The following is a 14,776-nucleotide window of genomic DNA, read 5'->3' as shown; positions in this document are numbered from 1 at the left end:
TACAGGGACTTAGACTTGCAAAGCGGTTACCCAAGTAAAGATAAGATAGACAAACTAGGACTAGATGTAGCGTTCAGTTAAGGTGGTGTCCCTGGCAACTATTAAGGTAAAGGTGTATCCAGATCTTGAGAAAACTGTGGTTGTAGAAGTCGATAACACAAAAGCCAAGGAGGTTATAGAGACTCTCAAAAATTTACTGAATCTTCAAGGACAGTACGTCTTGGTTATGAACGGAAGGATAATGAATGATGATGAATACGTAGATGATCATTATGTAATAACGCTAGTCCCAATAGTTGAGAGTGGTTAGGTTATTTAAGTGATGTTCGCGATTGATACGAGGAAGCGATTAGGTTACTTCGTGTTTCAGGCCTGCCTAAAAAGCTAAAACTGCTGTAGACTCCCGATTGAATGACCAGCGCCATGTAGAGTACTGTTCTAAGTTGTTGAAGATAATGTTGGCCGTCTTCAAGGTGAGGGGAAGGTAAATATAACTACAAAAACTCCCGTGAGTGAGCTTAAGATCGGGCTTTCCATTATGAAGACTAACTTTTTCCCTTTTAATTAACTTAAATTTTGTTATCACGGTATGAGATCTGGTGCTCTGCATGGGTAAGCCTGCGTTAGAAGTTGTTGAGGAGATCTTAGTTGAGGGCGGTAAGAGGTATAGAATAAGGCTAGTCAATACTAACATCACATTCAACGTCTCAGCAAGTAGTCCTGAGGAAGCTGTTGAGAAGGCTGCTGAGTTAGCTCTCAAATTAGGGCTTGTAGCCACCAAGAAGGGAGAGTAGGTAGTTTATCTAGGAGCTACCCAAGAAGTTATGTTTACTCCCTCCTCACTCGAAAGACTAACTTTTAGCGGTAGTGAAGGACCAAATTCTAGCGTCGCTACGTCAAAGACTGAAAGTACTGGTATGAGCGTCTTAAGTAAGTCTATGTCGTAAGTACTTACCGCGGCTCCTGAATAAGTAGACGTTAGTTCGAGGAGGTGCTTACCTCTCTCAAGAACTACCATATACTCTCTCCCCTCACTCGAAGAAGTGAACTCTACAGAGTCTCTAGAATACTTCATAGTTAGTTCTTCACCAACTAACTTAGCGTCTTTTATTATTTTCTGGAGTATTGAAGTCTCTACTCTAACTAGCACCGGCAACTCTACTTGTACGGGGTCTACAGGACCCTCTAACCCAGCGACCCTCACATCATAACTTCTCTCAACACCTGATTTACTGTTTATTAACTTAGCCTTAATAATCCCGCCTCCCTCCTCATAACTGAGCTGTATAGTATCATTTCTGCCCAGCTTCTTCAGAACCTTACTAAACTCGTCTCTCTCTAGAGTTAAGTCATTGACCCCGCTCGCACTGTATTCTGTGAAAGAACTACTAGGGATATTCACCTCAATCAAAATACTCTTGTCAGGGCTTAAGCCCCTAATCAAGAAACCCTCCTCAGATACTCTAAGAGGCACATCACTAAGAGGCTTAGTAGAACTCAAAACATACTTCCTAAAAAGGAGGCCCTCCGAATACTTAATACTAAACATACACACCACCAGCCAAGACTTCTTAAACCAAATATATAATTACAACTCAAACTTAAAAAACAACGAAGACCTCGATCACCGCAAGAAGCTTGAGGAGTGGGCCCGCGGGGACTCGAACCCCGGACCTCCGCCGCGTCAGGGCGGCGTCCTAACCAGGCTAGACGACGGGCCCAACCACTAAAAACATAAAACAAAACCTAATAAATCTTAAGCTGTGAGTTCCTCAATTGTTTCAGGACATCATTAGCGAGGAGCTCGCCCTCCAGGATTAATTTATAATCATCGCTACTTTCGGGAAGGGTCCTCATCTTAAGTGCATCAACAAGCTCTCACCCTCTAGTAGAAGAGCCCCAGTACTAAGCATAAAAGCAATACTAAACTAACTGATGCATATGGGAAAGTCGTCTCGAAATTCGAGTTTTGAGGAATTTTAACTAGGGTTAAGCTGTTATATTATTTGGGTAAGTAGATGCATGAGATTCGCTGGAATCCCCTCATAAAGCAGTGGGTCATAATAGCTCCTCATCGGGCTACCAGACCTTGGAGACCTGGAGAAGAAAGCACTCCATGTCCTTTTTGTCCAGGAGCTCCAGAACTTAAACAAGCTGGTTTATGGGATGTAGTAGTATTACCTAATAAATACCCTGCACTCACTCCTAGCCCGCCTTCAGCACCTGAAACTATATTCCCACCGTATAAGGTCTTAAATGCTAGAGGAGTAGCTGAAGTAGTTGTTGAGACTCCACAACACGAGGGGGACTTACATACGCTTACCCTAGAGCACGCGTGGAAAGTAGTTAAAGTCTACAAAGAAGAATTTGAGAAGCTTTCTAAGCTAGATTACGTGAATTATGTCGCTGTCTTCAGGAATAAAGGAAAGGAAGTAGGGGTTTCCCTACCGCATCCTCATTCCCAGATATACGCCCTACCTTTTATCCCTTCTAGGATAGAAGCAGAAATAGAAGCGTTTCAACAATATTGGAGAGAACACAATAATTGCATTCTCTGCGATATACTAAGCTACGAATCTACAGAAAAGTCTCGAGTCATATATGAAAACGAAGCCTTCACAGTCTTGCTACCGTTTTACGCAATGTGGCCTTACGAGCTACACGTGTATGCCAAGAAACACGTGAAATCTCTTAACGAATTGAGTGGCGAAGATTTAAGATTCCTCGCTGATGCTCTGAGGGTAGTCACGGCAACTTACGCCACACTACTAAAACGTGATGCTCCATACATTATGGTACTACACAATCACCCTTCTAAAGGGAGCTACGTATATCATTTTCACGTAGAGTTTTATCAACCCTACAGAGATGAAGAAAAGCTGAAGTATGCGGCAGGGATTGAATGGGGTTACTGGGTCTTTACGTATGACGGAGTGCCTGAAGAGAAAGCTAGTGAGTTGAAAGATGCTTGCAGAGAGAGTGTTAAGATGTTGGGTGACGTACTTGGACAGTGCTTCTGAGGTCATAGAGAGAATTTCAAGAGAATACGAAAACTTTTTCTCTACACTACCTCCTCTAATTGTGTCCGCGCCTGGACGCTTAGACTTCCTGAACACACACCAAGACTATAAGGGGCTGCCAGTCGTTTCAGTAGCTATCAATAAAAGAACTTATGTTGCATTATCTAGGGCTGAGTCAATCTCACGTGTTGTCTCAGTTAACTTATGTGGGGAGGTTAGTGAATGCGTTGATATATTCGATGCCCACACAACATCACTTAGGGAGGAGGGGTGGTTTGGTAACTACGTTAGGTCAGTCATTATGGCTCTTCGCGAGAGAGGGGCGAGTATAAGAAACTTCAATATGCTTATCTCTAGTGAGGTACCTATAGCGTCGGGACTAGCCAGTAGTGCTGCGTTGCAAGTAGCTGTAGTCACGGGCCTAAGCGAGTTATTCGGGTTAAGACTATCTAGACAAGAAATTGCTGAGTTAGCTTATCATAGCGAACATGACTTGATGGGAATTCCGTGCGGTAGGCTTGACCAGTATGGTTCAGTGATGGGCGGTGTGACTCTAATAGAAACGAAACCTCCCTTCAGGACCAAGACATACAATAAAGTATCTTTAACTTTCGCGGTCCTGGACTCAGGCATTAAGCACTCTACTAGAAGCGTGCATTCGACCCGGATAAGCGAGCTTGTTGAAGGATTACGTGATTTGTTGAAGCGTCCTGAAACTCCTCACAATATAAGAGCTCTCCTCAGCGAGGATGTCTATGAAACCAGGTGGGCTGACCTCAAACTAGAGGATCTCACACCACTACTAAATAACGTGAGCCCTGCCTCGAGCAAGAGAATACTCTTCACACTAAAAATGCATTCATCTACTGTGCTAGCGTTGAGGTTGATAGAAGAGGGCTGGACTAAAGAGCTAAGTAGACTAGTAGAAGACGTTATAGGAGAGGAATGCCCTCACTGCTTAAGTTCTTCTTCGGAATCAAGCGATAACATGTTGAGACTCCTCGGCGGACTAATCAATTACCAGCATGTCTTGCTGAGAGATTTATATGATGTAAGCACTCCGGAGTTAGAAATCATTAGGAATAAGGCCCTGGAGGCAGGCGCTCTAGGAGTAAAAATATCCGGTGCAGGCATGGGGGGTTCCCTACTCGCGTTAGTCGAGAGTCGAGAGAAGGGACTCGAAGTAATTCGCCAAACCAGGGATGTTATACGGAGAGGGTGGGTCGTCTCAATTGATGAGGGTGTTAGAGTTGACAAAAATAAGCTAACGAAATAAAAATTAGCTTTTAAATACCTCTCTCAGCCAGAGTCCTTCTTAACTTTGCCTTGTCCTTCTTGTAAGTCTTTAATGCAGGAAGCCATAAGAGCGCACAAGGAATCCACAGAAGGCTCACGGCTACCAAACCATGTAGCATGTTATCAGGTTCTGAAACACCACTAGAGAGAAAGAATACCATGAACGCACTGGCTACCATCGGACCGAAAGCCGAGCCTATGTTATCTGTTATGTTGAATATTCCAAAAATGGTTCCCCTATGTTCAGGTAATGAGACCTCACTGAGGACTGCAGGCACGTTGGGGGCGGCAAAAGTGACGAAAGTCATTCCCAGCAAACTAATAATTAATACCGGCATTAACGCCGCCAATGATTCTACCCCGTATGGGTAGGGGTATGAGAGAAGCGATATCACTGTGAAGGTTCCTATGAGAATCCCCGTGAAAGGAACTAATAATCTCCCATTAGACAAACCCTTGCTCACAAGCTTATCTGAGAGTAGTCCACCGATGAAGTATCCTACCATCATCCCCATCCCGGCCACGAACACTATGAGTGTTGCTGTCCCTTCAGACAGACCCCACTTCTCCTGGAAGAATGTGGGTGCCCAGTAAGGTATAGCGCCCCAAGGGAAAGTTCCAGGTACTCCCTGTAGATACATAAATATTAATGTGGGGGTAGTGATCAAGGCAGTAAGGAAGTCCCTCAAATTAATCCTGAACCTGTATTCACGTCCTGCCTCGTAGAGTCTCCTAATTTCTGGCTCAGCATACCCTAGCTTTACTTCCTTAACAACTGACAGAAACAGGGGGACTAAAATAAAGTTAGGTGCAGCCGCCAACATAAAAGGAACCCTCCAACTCAGGCCAAAACTCAGAGTTATGCCAGCTAATAACATTCCAAGAAGTACCCCGAAACCAGACCCGAAATTATACAACGCGTAACCTCTTCCTCTTTCCTCCGGAGAGTATAAATCAGAGATTAACGCTCTAGCTACTGGAGCCGCCCCGTTTATCCCGATACCTGTTAACGCGCGAAGAATTAATATCTGATAATAATCGTTGGCAAAGGCAGTCAGAAAGCACGGAATTTCACCAACTAGCACGGCTGTAGCAAACAGTGACCTCCTGCTTAACTTGTCTGCGAGATATCCCCATACGAACGTTGTAATGATCCCAGACAGTACAGGAATAGTTCCAAGCAAGCCAGCATAGTAATACCAGTCGTCGCCACCAATTATCATCCCTTCACTTCTTAAAGTCCTCAACATTGGAGCTACTAGGTTTTGATCTGCGTAAAGCATCATTAACATAGCAATGAAGAATAATACTATAATCTTCTTTGAGACCATACTACACACCCCAAACTGTGGTAATGCTTCCTTAGATTTGTCACTAATAATATTTTCTTCAATTACAATAAAATAGATTTACTAATTCTCTCAGCAACTAATACACTATTCCTGCGGAGGCAAAAATACTTCTAACTAATGTAGCTACTCTATCATGGGTCATTAACTAAGTTAAAGGCAAAAGTTCATTAATTTAGAGGCGTTGCGTTGGCTCAACAGGGTTTAACAGACCTTATTTAGCTAAGAATGTCACGTAAATAGAAGTTCCTCAGGTATTTCGCGCCTTGACGCGATCTCTCTATAGAGTAGGGCACTAGGTCTTAAATATCGTTTCTTCGTTGTCAAATCTACTTTAACTAATCCAAACTTCATGTTGTAGCCGGCGGCCCACTCATAATTATCTATCAGAGCCCAGTGTAGGTAACCCCTGACATCAACTCCCTTCTCCATAGCTTTCATAGTACTTAAGAGATGCGTTAATATGTAGGAGGACCTGTACTTGTCCGTGGCGTCTGCTATTCCGTTTTCGCTGACTATTATTGGTAGTTTATACTTATTGTAGGTTTCAACTAATATCTTCTCTAAACCTTCAGGGTAGACTTCCCACCCGAAGTCGCTACAGGGTCTGCCAGCCTTACTCAACCCCTCAGAGGCGCAGAGAAATCCGTAGCCTGGGACATACTTCCAACCCATAGCTACTCTCTTATCTGACGTGACAACCATTCTAGTGTAGTAATTCACGCCTATCCAGTCAAGCTTGTCTTTCAAAGAATCTGAAGAAATTAACATAGACGACCCTCGCGTAACAGAGTCTATGAATAAGTAATTATACATGTATGAGGCGTTAGATGCTGCGGAGAGGTCGTCTGGATTTTCGATGTTTAGGGGCTCGAAACACATGAAGTTATGTATTAGGCCGACAGGCTTTCTAGTAACTTCTTTTAGAGCATCGTAAGCCCTAGCATGGGCTATTACTTGATTTCTTAAGGCTATCATAGTATACTCAAGACTTGCGAGTCCTGGAGGAAATCCAGATTTGACGTTTAGGTAGCCTGCAGTAGCTAACGCGTTTGGTTCATTGAGTGTGCTCCACATATCCGCTAAATCGTAGAATTCGTTCGCTACTAAGTGAGCATATTTAGCGAATTCTATTATCGAGTCGTCACTTAACCAGCCTGAGGGCGCTGAACTAATACCACGCAACCTCAACTCTATCGGGTGGTGAATCCAGGAAGGAAGGGTAAAGTGATTTAAGTTAAGTATGAGTTTCTTCCCCCTATCACTCCAGTCCTTAAACAACTTCTTGTAAGTCTCTATAGCATTCTTATTAGCTAGTTCTCGAAGAGAATTCAAAGCACTCTCACTAACCTCAACACGAGTTATGACCCCCTCTTCGTCTCTCTCCACAGACACTTGTACTTGCTTCGTAGATTCAGGAAATATCCTGCTCCACTCTATTCCTAATCTCAACGTGTCGGCACCTAATTTCTCAGCTATGTCGTGGTCTGCCTTATACAGCGTTAGATAGCCGGGACCCTCTTCAGGTAGGTGACCACTCACAATACCTGAGATGATATTATTAGGGTCGTGGACCCACACCCACCAGTCCGTGTTAGGGTCTACTTGCTCAGGAAACCCCATCTCAAATTGAAAGCCTGATTCACTAAAACCAAGTAAGAAGTTCTGTGGGATCTTTACCATACACTACTCACATATAATATAACAGTTATCAAGATAAAACTTTTAATGCCTTAAAAACACGAGCACGAAGTAAAGATTAACGCTAGCACTTCAGAAGCTCTCAGAGATTACCGTTTCCCGTCCTAGGTTTTTCTAGGACGGGTTGTGCCTCTACCCCGCGATTCACTGTGGCTACTAGCCACTCCACGCGGGGGTCATGAGCACCCTTCAAGCCCAACGGCACGGGGCTCACATCTAGTTCCATCTTCAGGTGGCTTGAAGTATCTCTCATCATCATGAAAAAAATCCTACAAAAACCTTTATAAACCTAACACACTAAAACAGTTGTGAACCCTACTTAAAATATGCCCTATCTGAAAACAAGCATTTTAGCTCCTTACAATTCGCAACCAGCAATTATTTTTAATACTTACAACTCCTAAAGATTGAGACATTTTCGAGAAACTAAGACCATAAGTTTAGTTTTATTCACTTTACTATAATAAAGTAGTTTTATAGTCTTCTTGACTGCTGAGTCTTGAGCGGATGATTAGGAGAAAACTAAGACTTAAACTTGGAGGTTGTTAGCAGGTTTATCTCTTGATAGTTTATCTTAAAGACTTAAGAAGTTTGACTTGTTGTGATTAGCTTTATATATTTGGGTTTCTAGTTTTGTTAGGTGGGGGCCGTAGTTTAGCTTGGTAGAATGCGGGGCTTGGGTCCCCGTGGTCCGGGGTTCAAATCCCCGCGGCCCCACCTAACAGTAGTTTTAAGCTCTTCAAGAAAAAGAGGTTTTGAACTACTTGAGCTTAAAAATACGTGGCTAGAATTTCTAAACTCTTTTTATATTCTTGTCTTGACGCTACCTCAGTTATGCGAAAACTAAATATTTTTAACGTTAGTTATTACTGTAGTAACGTTAGATAAGTTATCGCCTACTGGACAGCGCTCCTCAACTAACTTGATCCATTTTCTTAGAGTTTCTAAGTCTGCGTCACTTTTGACTAGAACTTCAGTTCTTATTTCTTTATAGCCTGCTCTCTCTCCAACACCTGTTGTAAACTTGCTCGGGTTGAGCACTCCCTCTACACTCACTTCTAGAGTCTCAATATTTATTCCTAAGTCTTTAGCTACTAAAGTCCCGACTATATTTATGCATCCAGCTAGAGCAGCCAAAACGTATTCTACAGGGCTTGGCGCCTCACCCCCCACCTTATCTGTCACTACCTCGTAGTTGCCGCACTTCACGACCATCTTAGTCGGTGAAACTCTCTTACCATTAACTCTTATTATCATGTCTTTCATTTCTGTTTTCACGTCTAATCACCTAGTTATTTGATTTGACAGAGCTAATAAGTTTAGTAGCTCTATAAGCTCTTATATTCTTAATCTCTCTGTAAAATTCTCTCAAGACGCTTTCGGGGCTCTCCCTACCTGCTTCTATCAAATCTATCTTTTCTTGAAGCTTTCTAGTCCTTTCTTCATTAATTAAGTCACTGAATTTTTCGTTAAGGAATTTGAATACTTCCCTACCCCTAGAAGTAGCTACTAACTTGCCTTTCCCGACCTCTATCGCGTAGCCTCTCCTCCTAAGTATGTCTAAGATTTTAGCGTATGTTGACGGCCTCCCTATACCTCTGTCCTTCATGAGCTCTACTAAATCGCTATAAGTGTATAGAGGGTGTTCTGGTACTGCTCTAGAACTAACTTCAAGAACTACGTACTCGCCGTCCCTCAAGTTACCGAGACTGACGACGTTAAAGTACTTGTTTAGCTTGCTAAAGCCTTCCTCCACTACCTTAGTCACGAAAGTAAATTCTTTAACGAATTCGTTAAAGACTAGCTTAAACGAAGTCTTTTCAACTTTTGAAGGACTCATTTGACTAGCTATAAACCTCTTGAAGATAAGGTCGTATAGCCTGTAATCATCTGGTCTTAAAAGCACTGCGAAAGAGATCACGCCGGCAGCTCTCAAAGCCTTAATCTGTTTAGAATCAAGAGGTCTCGTAGGCCTTATACACTCGTGAGCGCCTTCCCTCTCCCATTTCCTCCCCTGAAAGAACTCTTCTCCGAAGACTCTCTGTATGTAGTCTTTAGCTATAGAAACACCTAGAGAACTAACAGTAGTGCTGTCTGTCCTATGGTAAGTTATGAGTCCGGCTTCAAAAAGCCTCTGAGCAGACTCCATGACCTTACTAGCAGAGACTTTCAAGACTCTAGTAGCTTCAGAAAGCATGGTGTCTGTGGTATAAGGAGGCGGCGGGTAAATCTCCTGAAGACTTCTCCGAACATCTGTCAAAATAACCTTGCCAGCCTTCCTAACAGCGTCAGCGAACCCTTTAGGAGCCTTAAAAATTAGGGGAGCATCAACTCCCTCAAGCTTTAAAGTCACTAATTCAGCCTTTATCTTGTGTTTGTTCGTGCGATCAACAATCCAGCCGAGAACAGGAGTCTGCACTCTCCCAGCAGATAGGAAGTTAAGGTTAAATTTCCTCCACAGTACAGGACTTAAGCTAAAACCAATCCATCTATCCTCAATTCTCCTGACTATCTGAGCATGAACCATAGACTCACTAACTGAAGTCAAGTTATTAAGTGCTTCAGTCAAACCCCTGCGAGTGACTTCGTGAAACTTAACTCTGTAGATATTGTTGTTTAGGGGCTTAAGCAGTAAGGTTATGTCCCAGGCTATCTTCTCGCCCTCGGCGTCAGGGTCTGTACCAACTAAAATCTCGTCTACCTGAGAGGCTAGCTTCCTAAGAACTTCTATGACAGGCTTACTCTCGACGAATACCTCACTACCACATGATGGGCACTTCACTTCATCTTCAGGCACGTCCCTCCCACACTTAACACACCTTCTTATAGGCTTGTAGATTGGTCTGAATAAAGAACCCTTCACCAATACTCCGAAGCGTCCTTCATCAGTAACTAAGTCTAGAATATGACCTCCAGTAGCAGTGATTATCATTAACCTGTTCTCAGTAAGTACTTCGTATGTCTGTAACCCACTAATCACTCTCTTAGTAGGTCTTCCGAAGAGCCTAGCTATGGTTCTAGCCTTATTAGGCGATTCAACAACAAATAAGGTAGTCTTCATGAGTTCCCTCCCCCTAACCCTCAACTTTCCCTCAAGAGCCTGCCTCACTCTAACTCTATCTCTATCTACCTCCTTCAAAACCCTGCTAACAAGCTTCTCATCATACTCTACAAACTCTACAGTCTCTAACAACCACTTGAGATCTCTTAATAACGCGTTGAAGGCCTTCTCCTCATCAACTACTAAAACGCTTAAACCCTTCGTGAGTCCCCCAACGTACAGCCTTGAAGTCCTCCCGCTCGCCTGGATATAGGATATTGCGTCAGGTATTACAAAGAAATACTCTCCTTCTCTACCACCAAACGTTATAGTCTTACTCTCTTTAAGTTTATTGATTACTTCAGGGTCTTTCAACACTTTATTCATGAACCGCAACGACTCTTCAGCAACTCTCCTCACGAACTCCTGATAATCACTAAGTTCTCTACCATTTTTCAGAGCCTCACGCACTAGTTCTAGAGTCTCTCTACTAGCTGTTCTGATCTTGATTAAGCCTCCCAGAATCTTATCGAATTCTTCCGGATACTTACTGTACACAGCGTCTCTAATCTCATTAAGTAGTATCAACCACCTGCTCGGCTGGAAATCCTCTACACTTATCCTTAACCTAAACTTAGGAACTCCCGCGAACACAGCATACCTTACTCTTTCAGGCAGGTCAATACCTCTAGTTAGGGGACTCCTATACGATGCAATACCTACTAAAGCATCTAATTCTCCCTCAACAAACTTATTAAACACTCTCTTTCTAGAACCTAAGTAAGCCTCAACTCTAAAACCTCTTCCCTTAAGAAAGTCTGTTAACCTCTTTACGTACTCAGCTCCTTTATCCATGGGTACGTAAATGAGGCCTCCGCCGCCAGCCTTCTTAATAATCTCGGCAACCAATTCCTCGATAGTCTCGTTACGCGGTCTAACATAGAAGTCAGTAATGTTTCTCCCTATTTCTGTTTTACCCCCTACTGTGAACCCGTAGAGAGTGTTAAGCATTTTTATCCTCTTAGTTCTTCGAGCTGTCTGTGTGGCACCACTAACTACTATAATTCCCTTAATTCTCTCCTGTAGAGAAGTCCTCAGCTTGTGTGCCTCATCAAGTACTCGCCTAGCCTCCTCAGGATTTTCTAGAGCTAACTTCCTAGCCTTACTCTCAAGTTCTTGTACCTTGTTAGCTAGTTCCTCGTCCTCGCCTGCCACACCTAACATCCTCAAAACGATCTCAACACTCTTACTCCTCCTGAGGAAGCTATCCACGTCATCTATGAAGGCAATGCTTACCGGCTGCCTTAACTCAGGCTTCTTCATCAGCGAAGCTGGGGTCGTTATTATTATAGAAGCCTCACTGACTTCCATAATAGCTTCTTTCTTATTCTTCTCAGTCATTAAGCTGTGATAAGCTACCACCCTAACATCACTCAACCCTAACTTATCGCGAATACTGAGAGTCTTGCTATGTACTTGACTAGCTAGCAGGCTCGTAGGAACTAATATTAAGGATCTCCTACCTTCTCGAGCCGCGTATAAGGCCAGCATAATCTGCATCGTAGTCTTGCCGCTACCAGTAGGCGCTATCATAGCAAAGCTCTCGTTGTTAAAGAACCTGCGTGCCCAGAGTCTCTGAAGACCCCACATCCTAGAATTAACTACTTTAAGAAACACCTCATCTACTTCCTTAACCTTCTCTTCAATTATTTTAAGCTTGCGGAGATACCCGTCTCTCATTAGCTCTAATTCTCTCTTAGAAGACAAACAACTCGAGCAAGGTAAACCCTTAGCCAACCTATTCGACTCTACATCACCACCACAGTTAGGGCACAAACCCCTGAACACGGCTTCTATAGTCATGTCTCTGTACCTTTGCTACCCATCCTAAAATACTACTAAGATGTATGGAGGCTTAAAAATCTAAGCGCTCGCGGCGATCTAGCTAGGCTCTCTCAATACAACTAAGTCGAGCAAGCCACACTCAAGATCCCTTACCCGACCCTCTACTAAACTACGTATTCGGGGTGGGGAGACCAGAAATTATAACTTTTTTATTCCTACGTAAAGTCGTAAAAAGTAATACTCATTAGCCCTAATAATACAGGCCTCACAAATAATGAAAAAATGCTTAGGTATTATTCAATGCCTAATGACTAATATTCTTTAGACCTTAAAAAGGTCTAGTCGCCGTCTTTTTTATGAAGCTATGTAAATAATATAGTGGTGATACTAATGTTCGTTATGGAACTTGACGTTAAGAGGACTAAAACCCTCACGTTAAGAGTTCCCGCAGGAATCAACGACTTGCTTGAGAGAGCTTACAGAGACTTAGGCTACTCAACTAAGAGTGACTTCATAAGAGAAGCTGTAAGAGAGTACATAGACGAAGTCCTCAAAAAATCTACGTATAACATCAACGTAAGTAGCGAGAAATTAAAAACTACTAATAAGTCTAGGTCTCTCCCAATTAAGAATACACGACTACTCCTGATACGATAATTAATCTAAACTATCTCACAACACTTCATGCCAGAACCTCCTCAGATCAACTTAGACGTCAGTTTAAAGCTTTAAAAACCTGCCTGAAAGTTTTAGTGGTGCTAAAGAATGTTCAAGAATGCTTTAGAAGTAGTTGATGAAGCTCTGAGAGCTTACGAAGATATGAGGACTAGAGAATTCTCTGAGTTTAGTAGAGTAGGACTTATTAGCGTAACTATAGTAAGCGAAGTACTCACTAAGATAAAGTCACTAGTGACCACACTCTCCACGATTGAGGCAAACTTAGAAAGCTCAAGACCGGCAATACTTAAGTTGTGTGAAGGCCTAACCTACGTTAGTAGCGACCAAACAACTTCAGTAATTCATAGATCACCTCTTGCAACAGTCTCATACAACAGCAAGGAAGGCGAGGTATCAGTAAGTAACAAACACTTAAGCATTACTTTAAGAGACAAGACGCTAGAGATTAAATTTAGGAGCCACACAACTAGCATCAACTTACTCACTAAAGAAGACTTAGAGAAGCACGCCAACTTAATTAAAGCACTAGCATCAGAAAAATTACAGTTAATAAGTTACTTAATGACAATAACAGAATCTTGCAGAAAGAAATTAGGCCTAAGATAACGAACCTCCCAGTAAGACCAGAGAACCTTACCTTAATCAATAGTCAAGCCATGCTGACCAAATTAAAAAATCTCTAATTTTAAGTTTAGTTACATGAATTACTATCAGAATTCATTATCACGTGTTTAAGACATTTCAAGAACACTAACATCATATATGTATACAAATATTTTTAAGTCTCAAAAAGAACTTACAAGCAGGGGTGACATAGTTGGCTCTTTCAAAAACATTCGTCATAGCCGTAGTAGTCATAATAGCTATTGTAGCTGGTTTAACTGGTTACTACGTCGCCACGTTAACACGTCCCCCAATTACAGAGAGAGTTAAGATAGCTTTCATATTCCCCGGCAGCGTCACTGACACTGCGTGGAATGAAGCAGGCTATAGAGCGATGGAGGCTTTCCGCGGTCGGCACCCAGAAGTAGATATTGCGTGGGTCCAGGGAGTGTATGATCCGGCTCAGATTGAATCAACCATAAGGAGTTACGTGGAGCAAGGATTTAACCTGATAATAGGTGTAGGTTTCCAATTTGGGGAACCCATGGCTAAGATTGCCGGAGAGGTAACACGAGAAGTTTACTTCTTAGCTATTGCTGGAGCTCCTCAATATAAGGGCCCGAAAGTTAGCGTGGGTGATGTGAGAACAGATCAGTCGTGTTTCGTAGCCGCCTATATAGCTAGCAAAGTCACTAAAACAGGCCATATAGGCTATGTTGCCGGCATGGCGGTAGCAGAACTCTCTAGGTGCGAGATCGGTCTTAGGAAGGGTCTTGAGTATGTGGGTTTGAATCCTGACCAAGTACTTCACGTGGTTTATACAGGAGACTTCCACGACGTACCTAAAGCGAAACTAGCAACAACTGCTTTAGTTGAGCAGTACAGAGTTGATGTGGTTAAGACTATGGGTGATGGATGTCAGCTAGGCGGGATTTCAGGCGCTAAAGACGCAGGAGTCTACGTTATGATGAGCGGCACCTATCATCCAGAGATATACCCAGAAGGCCTCTTACTAGCTGAGATCTGGGATTGGAGTGTCATATTCGAGCAATTCTATCAAGACTACCTGAGCGGCAAACTTAAAACAGCCGGCGGCCAGGAATACTGGCTAAGCTTAGAAAATGGCGGTCTAAAGCTAGCGTCTGGAGGCGCCTTACCTTCCGAGATCTGGTCAAGCGCGCAGGAAATAATTAATAAGATAATTAGCGGGCAAATATCAACAGGTTTTACTCCTTAAGCTCAAA

General features: G+C 42.8%; 12 protein-coding genes and 2 tRNA genes. 8 read left to right on the top strand and 6 right to left on the bottom strand.

Going from position 1 to position 14,776, the window contains the following annotated elements:
- Positions 1-85: 85 nt before the first annotated feature.
- Together QXL29_03735 and QXL29_03730 are read left to right on the top strand one after the other, a co-directional pair.
- Positions 86-310, top strand: a complete 225-nt coding sequence (locus QXL29_03735; protein ID MEM2283704.1) for a hypothetical protein — start codon at positions 86-88, stop codon at positions 308-310.
- Between the two features lie 298 nt (positions 311-608).
- On the top strand, positions 609-794 hold the full coding sequence (locus QXL29_03730; GenBank protein ID MEM2283703.1) for a hypothetical protein: 186 nt from the start codon (positions 609-611) through the stop codon (positions 792-794).
- A gap of 5 nt (positions 795-799) precedes the next feature.
- On the opposite strand, the gene QXL29_03725 is transcribed toward QXL29_03730, so the two are convergent.
- Both QXL29_03725 and QXL29_03720 read right to left on the bottom strand, forming a co-directional pair.
- On the bottom strand, positions 800-1,549 hold the full coding sequence (locus tag QXL29_03725) for a hypothetical protein (protein MEM2283702.1): 750 nt from the start codon (positions 1,547-1,549) through the stop codon (positions 800-802).
- A gap of 97 nt (positions 1,550-1,646) precedes the next feature.
- Positions 1,647-1,721: transfer RNA gene (locus QXL29_03720), tRNA-Val, on the bottom strand.
- Positions 1,722-2,018: 297 nt separating this feature from the next.
- Here QXL29_03720 and galT point away from each other — a divergent pair.
- On the top strand, positions 2,019-3,020 hold the full coding sequence (gene galT / locus QXL29_03715; protein ID MEM2283701.1) for a galactose-1-phosphate uridylyltransferase: 1,002 nt from the start codon (positions 2,019-2,021) through the stop codon (positions 3,018-3,020).
- The gene (locus tag QXL29_03710; GenBank protein MEM2283700.1) at positions 3,004-4,296 is read left to right on the top strand and encodes a galactokinase family protein; all 1,293 of its coding nucleotides are present in this window, start codon (positions 3,004-3,006) and stop codon (positions 4,294-4,296) included. Before galT ends, QXL29_03710 begins: the two co-directional genes overlap by 17 nt.
- A gap of 10 nt (positions 4,297-4,306) precedes the next feature.
- Here QXL29_03710 and QXL29_03705 read toward each other — a convergent pair whose 3' ends face one another.
- Together QXL29_03705 and bgaS are read right to left on the bottom strand one after the other, a co-directional pair.
- Positions 4,307-5,647 carry an MFS transporter gene (locus tag QXL29_03705; protein ID MEM2283699.1) on the bottom strand — a complete coding sequence of 447 codons (1,341 nt, stop codon included), beginning with the start codon at positions 5,645-5,647 and terminating at the stop codon, positions 4,307-4,309.
- Positions 5,648-5,896: 249 nt separating this feature from the next.
- Complete coding sequence (gene bgaS, locus QXL29_03700) at positions 5,897-7,348, bottom strand: beta-galactosidase BgaS (protein MEM2283698.1); 1,452 nt, start codon at positions 7,346-7,348, stop codon at positions 5,897-5,899.
- Positions 7,349-8,009: 661 nt separating this feature from the next.
- On the opposite strand from bgaS, the gene QXL29_03695 reads away from it, so the two are divergent.
- Positions 8,010-8,083 (top strand) — tRNA-Pro (locus QXL29_03695).
- A 126-nt stretch (positions 8,084-8,209) separates the two neighbouring features.
- On the opposite strand, the gene QXL29_03690 is transcribed toward QXL29_03695, so the two are convergent.
- Positions 8,210-8,644 (bottom strand): OsmC family protein, encoded by a 435-nt coding sequence (locus tag QXL29_03690; protein MEM2283697.1) that lies wholly within the window; start codon positions 8,642-8,644, stop codon positions 8,210-8,212.
- 10 nt (positions 8,645-8,654) lie between these two features.
- The gene (gene rgy, locus QXL29_03685; GenBank protein ID MEM2283696.1) at positions 8,655-12,269 is read right to left on the bottom strand and encodes a reverse gyrase; all 3,615 of its coding nucleotides are present in this window, start codon (positions 12,267-12,269) and stop codon (positions 8,655-8,657) included.
- Positions 12,270-12,641: 372 nt separating this feature from the next.
- On the opposite strand from rgy, the gene QXL29_03680 reads away from it, so the two are divergent.
- From QXL29_03680 to QXL29_03670, 3 genes are all read left to right on the top strand, one after another.
- On the top strand, positions 12,642-12,908 hold the full coding sequence (locus QXL29_03680; protein MEM2283695.1) for a ribbon-helix-helix domain-containing protein: 267 nt from the start codon (positions 12,642-12,644) through the stop codon (positions 12,906-12,908).
- A 108-nt stretch (positions 12,909-13,016) separates the two neighbouring features.
- A complete protein-coding gene (locus QXL29_03675) occupies positions 13,017-13,535 on the top strand; it encodes a hypothetical protein (protein MEM2283694.1) in 519 nt (172 codons plus the stop codon).
- Positions 13,536-13,746: 211 nt separating this feature from the next.
- Complete coding sequence (locus tag QXL29_03670) at positions 13,747-14,769, top strand: BMP family protein (GenBank protein MEM2283693.1); 1,023 nt, start codon at positions 13,747-13,749, stop codon at positions 14,767-14,769.
- Positions 14,770-14,776 lie beyond the last annotated feature (7 nt).

This window comes from Zestosphaera sp., from assembly GCA_038843015.1.
Taxonomy (GTDB): Archaea; Thermoproteota; Thermoprotei_A; order Sulfolobales; family NBVN01; genus Zestomicrobium.
Note: the sequence above shows the minus strand (reverse complement) of the source record. Positions and strands in the feature narration are given on the sequence as shown.

Excerpts from the sequence above, each read along its gene's own strand:
- QXL29_03705 (MEM2283699.1), bottom strand. The coding sequence starts at position 5,647 with ATGGTCTCAAAGAAGATTATAGTATTATTCTTCATTGCTATGTTAATG.
- QXL29_03675 (MEM2283694.1), top strand. The coding sequence starts at position 13,017 with ATGTTCAAGAATGCTTTAGAAGTAGTTGATGAAGCTCTGAGAGCTTAC.
- QXL29_03725 (MEM2283702.1), bottom strand. The coding sequence starts at position 1,549 with ATGTTTAGTATTAAGTATTCGGAGGGCCTCCTTTTTAGGAAGTATGTT.
- QXL29_03730 (MEM2283703.1), top strand. The coding sequence starts at position 609 with ATGGGTAAGCCTGCGTTAGAAGTTGTTGAGGAGATCTTAGTTGAGGGC.
- rgy (MEM2283696.1), bottom strand. The coding sequence starts at position 12,269 with ATGACTATAGAAGCCGTGTTCAGGGGTTTGTGCCCTAACTGTGGTGGT.
- galT (MEM2283701.1), top strand. The coding sequence starts at position 2,019 with ATGCATGAGATTCGCTGGAATCCCCTCATAAAGCAGTGGGTCATAATA.
- QXL29_03680 (MEM2283695.1), top strand. The coding sequence starts at position 12,642 with ATGTTCGTTATGGAACTTGACGTTAAGAGGACTAAAACCCTCACGTTA.
- bgaS (MEM2283698.1), bottom strand. The coding sequence starts at position 7,348 with ATGGTAAAGATCCCACAGAACTTCTTACTTGGTTTTAGTGAATCAGGC.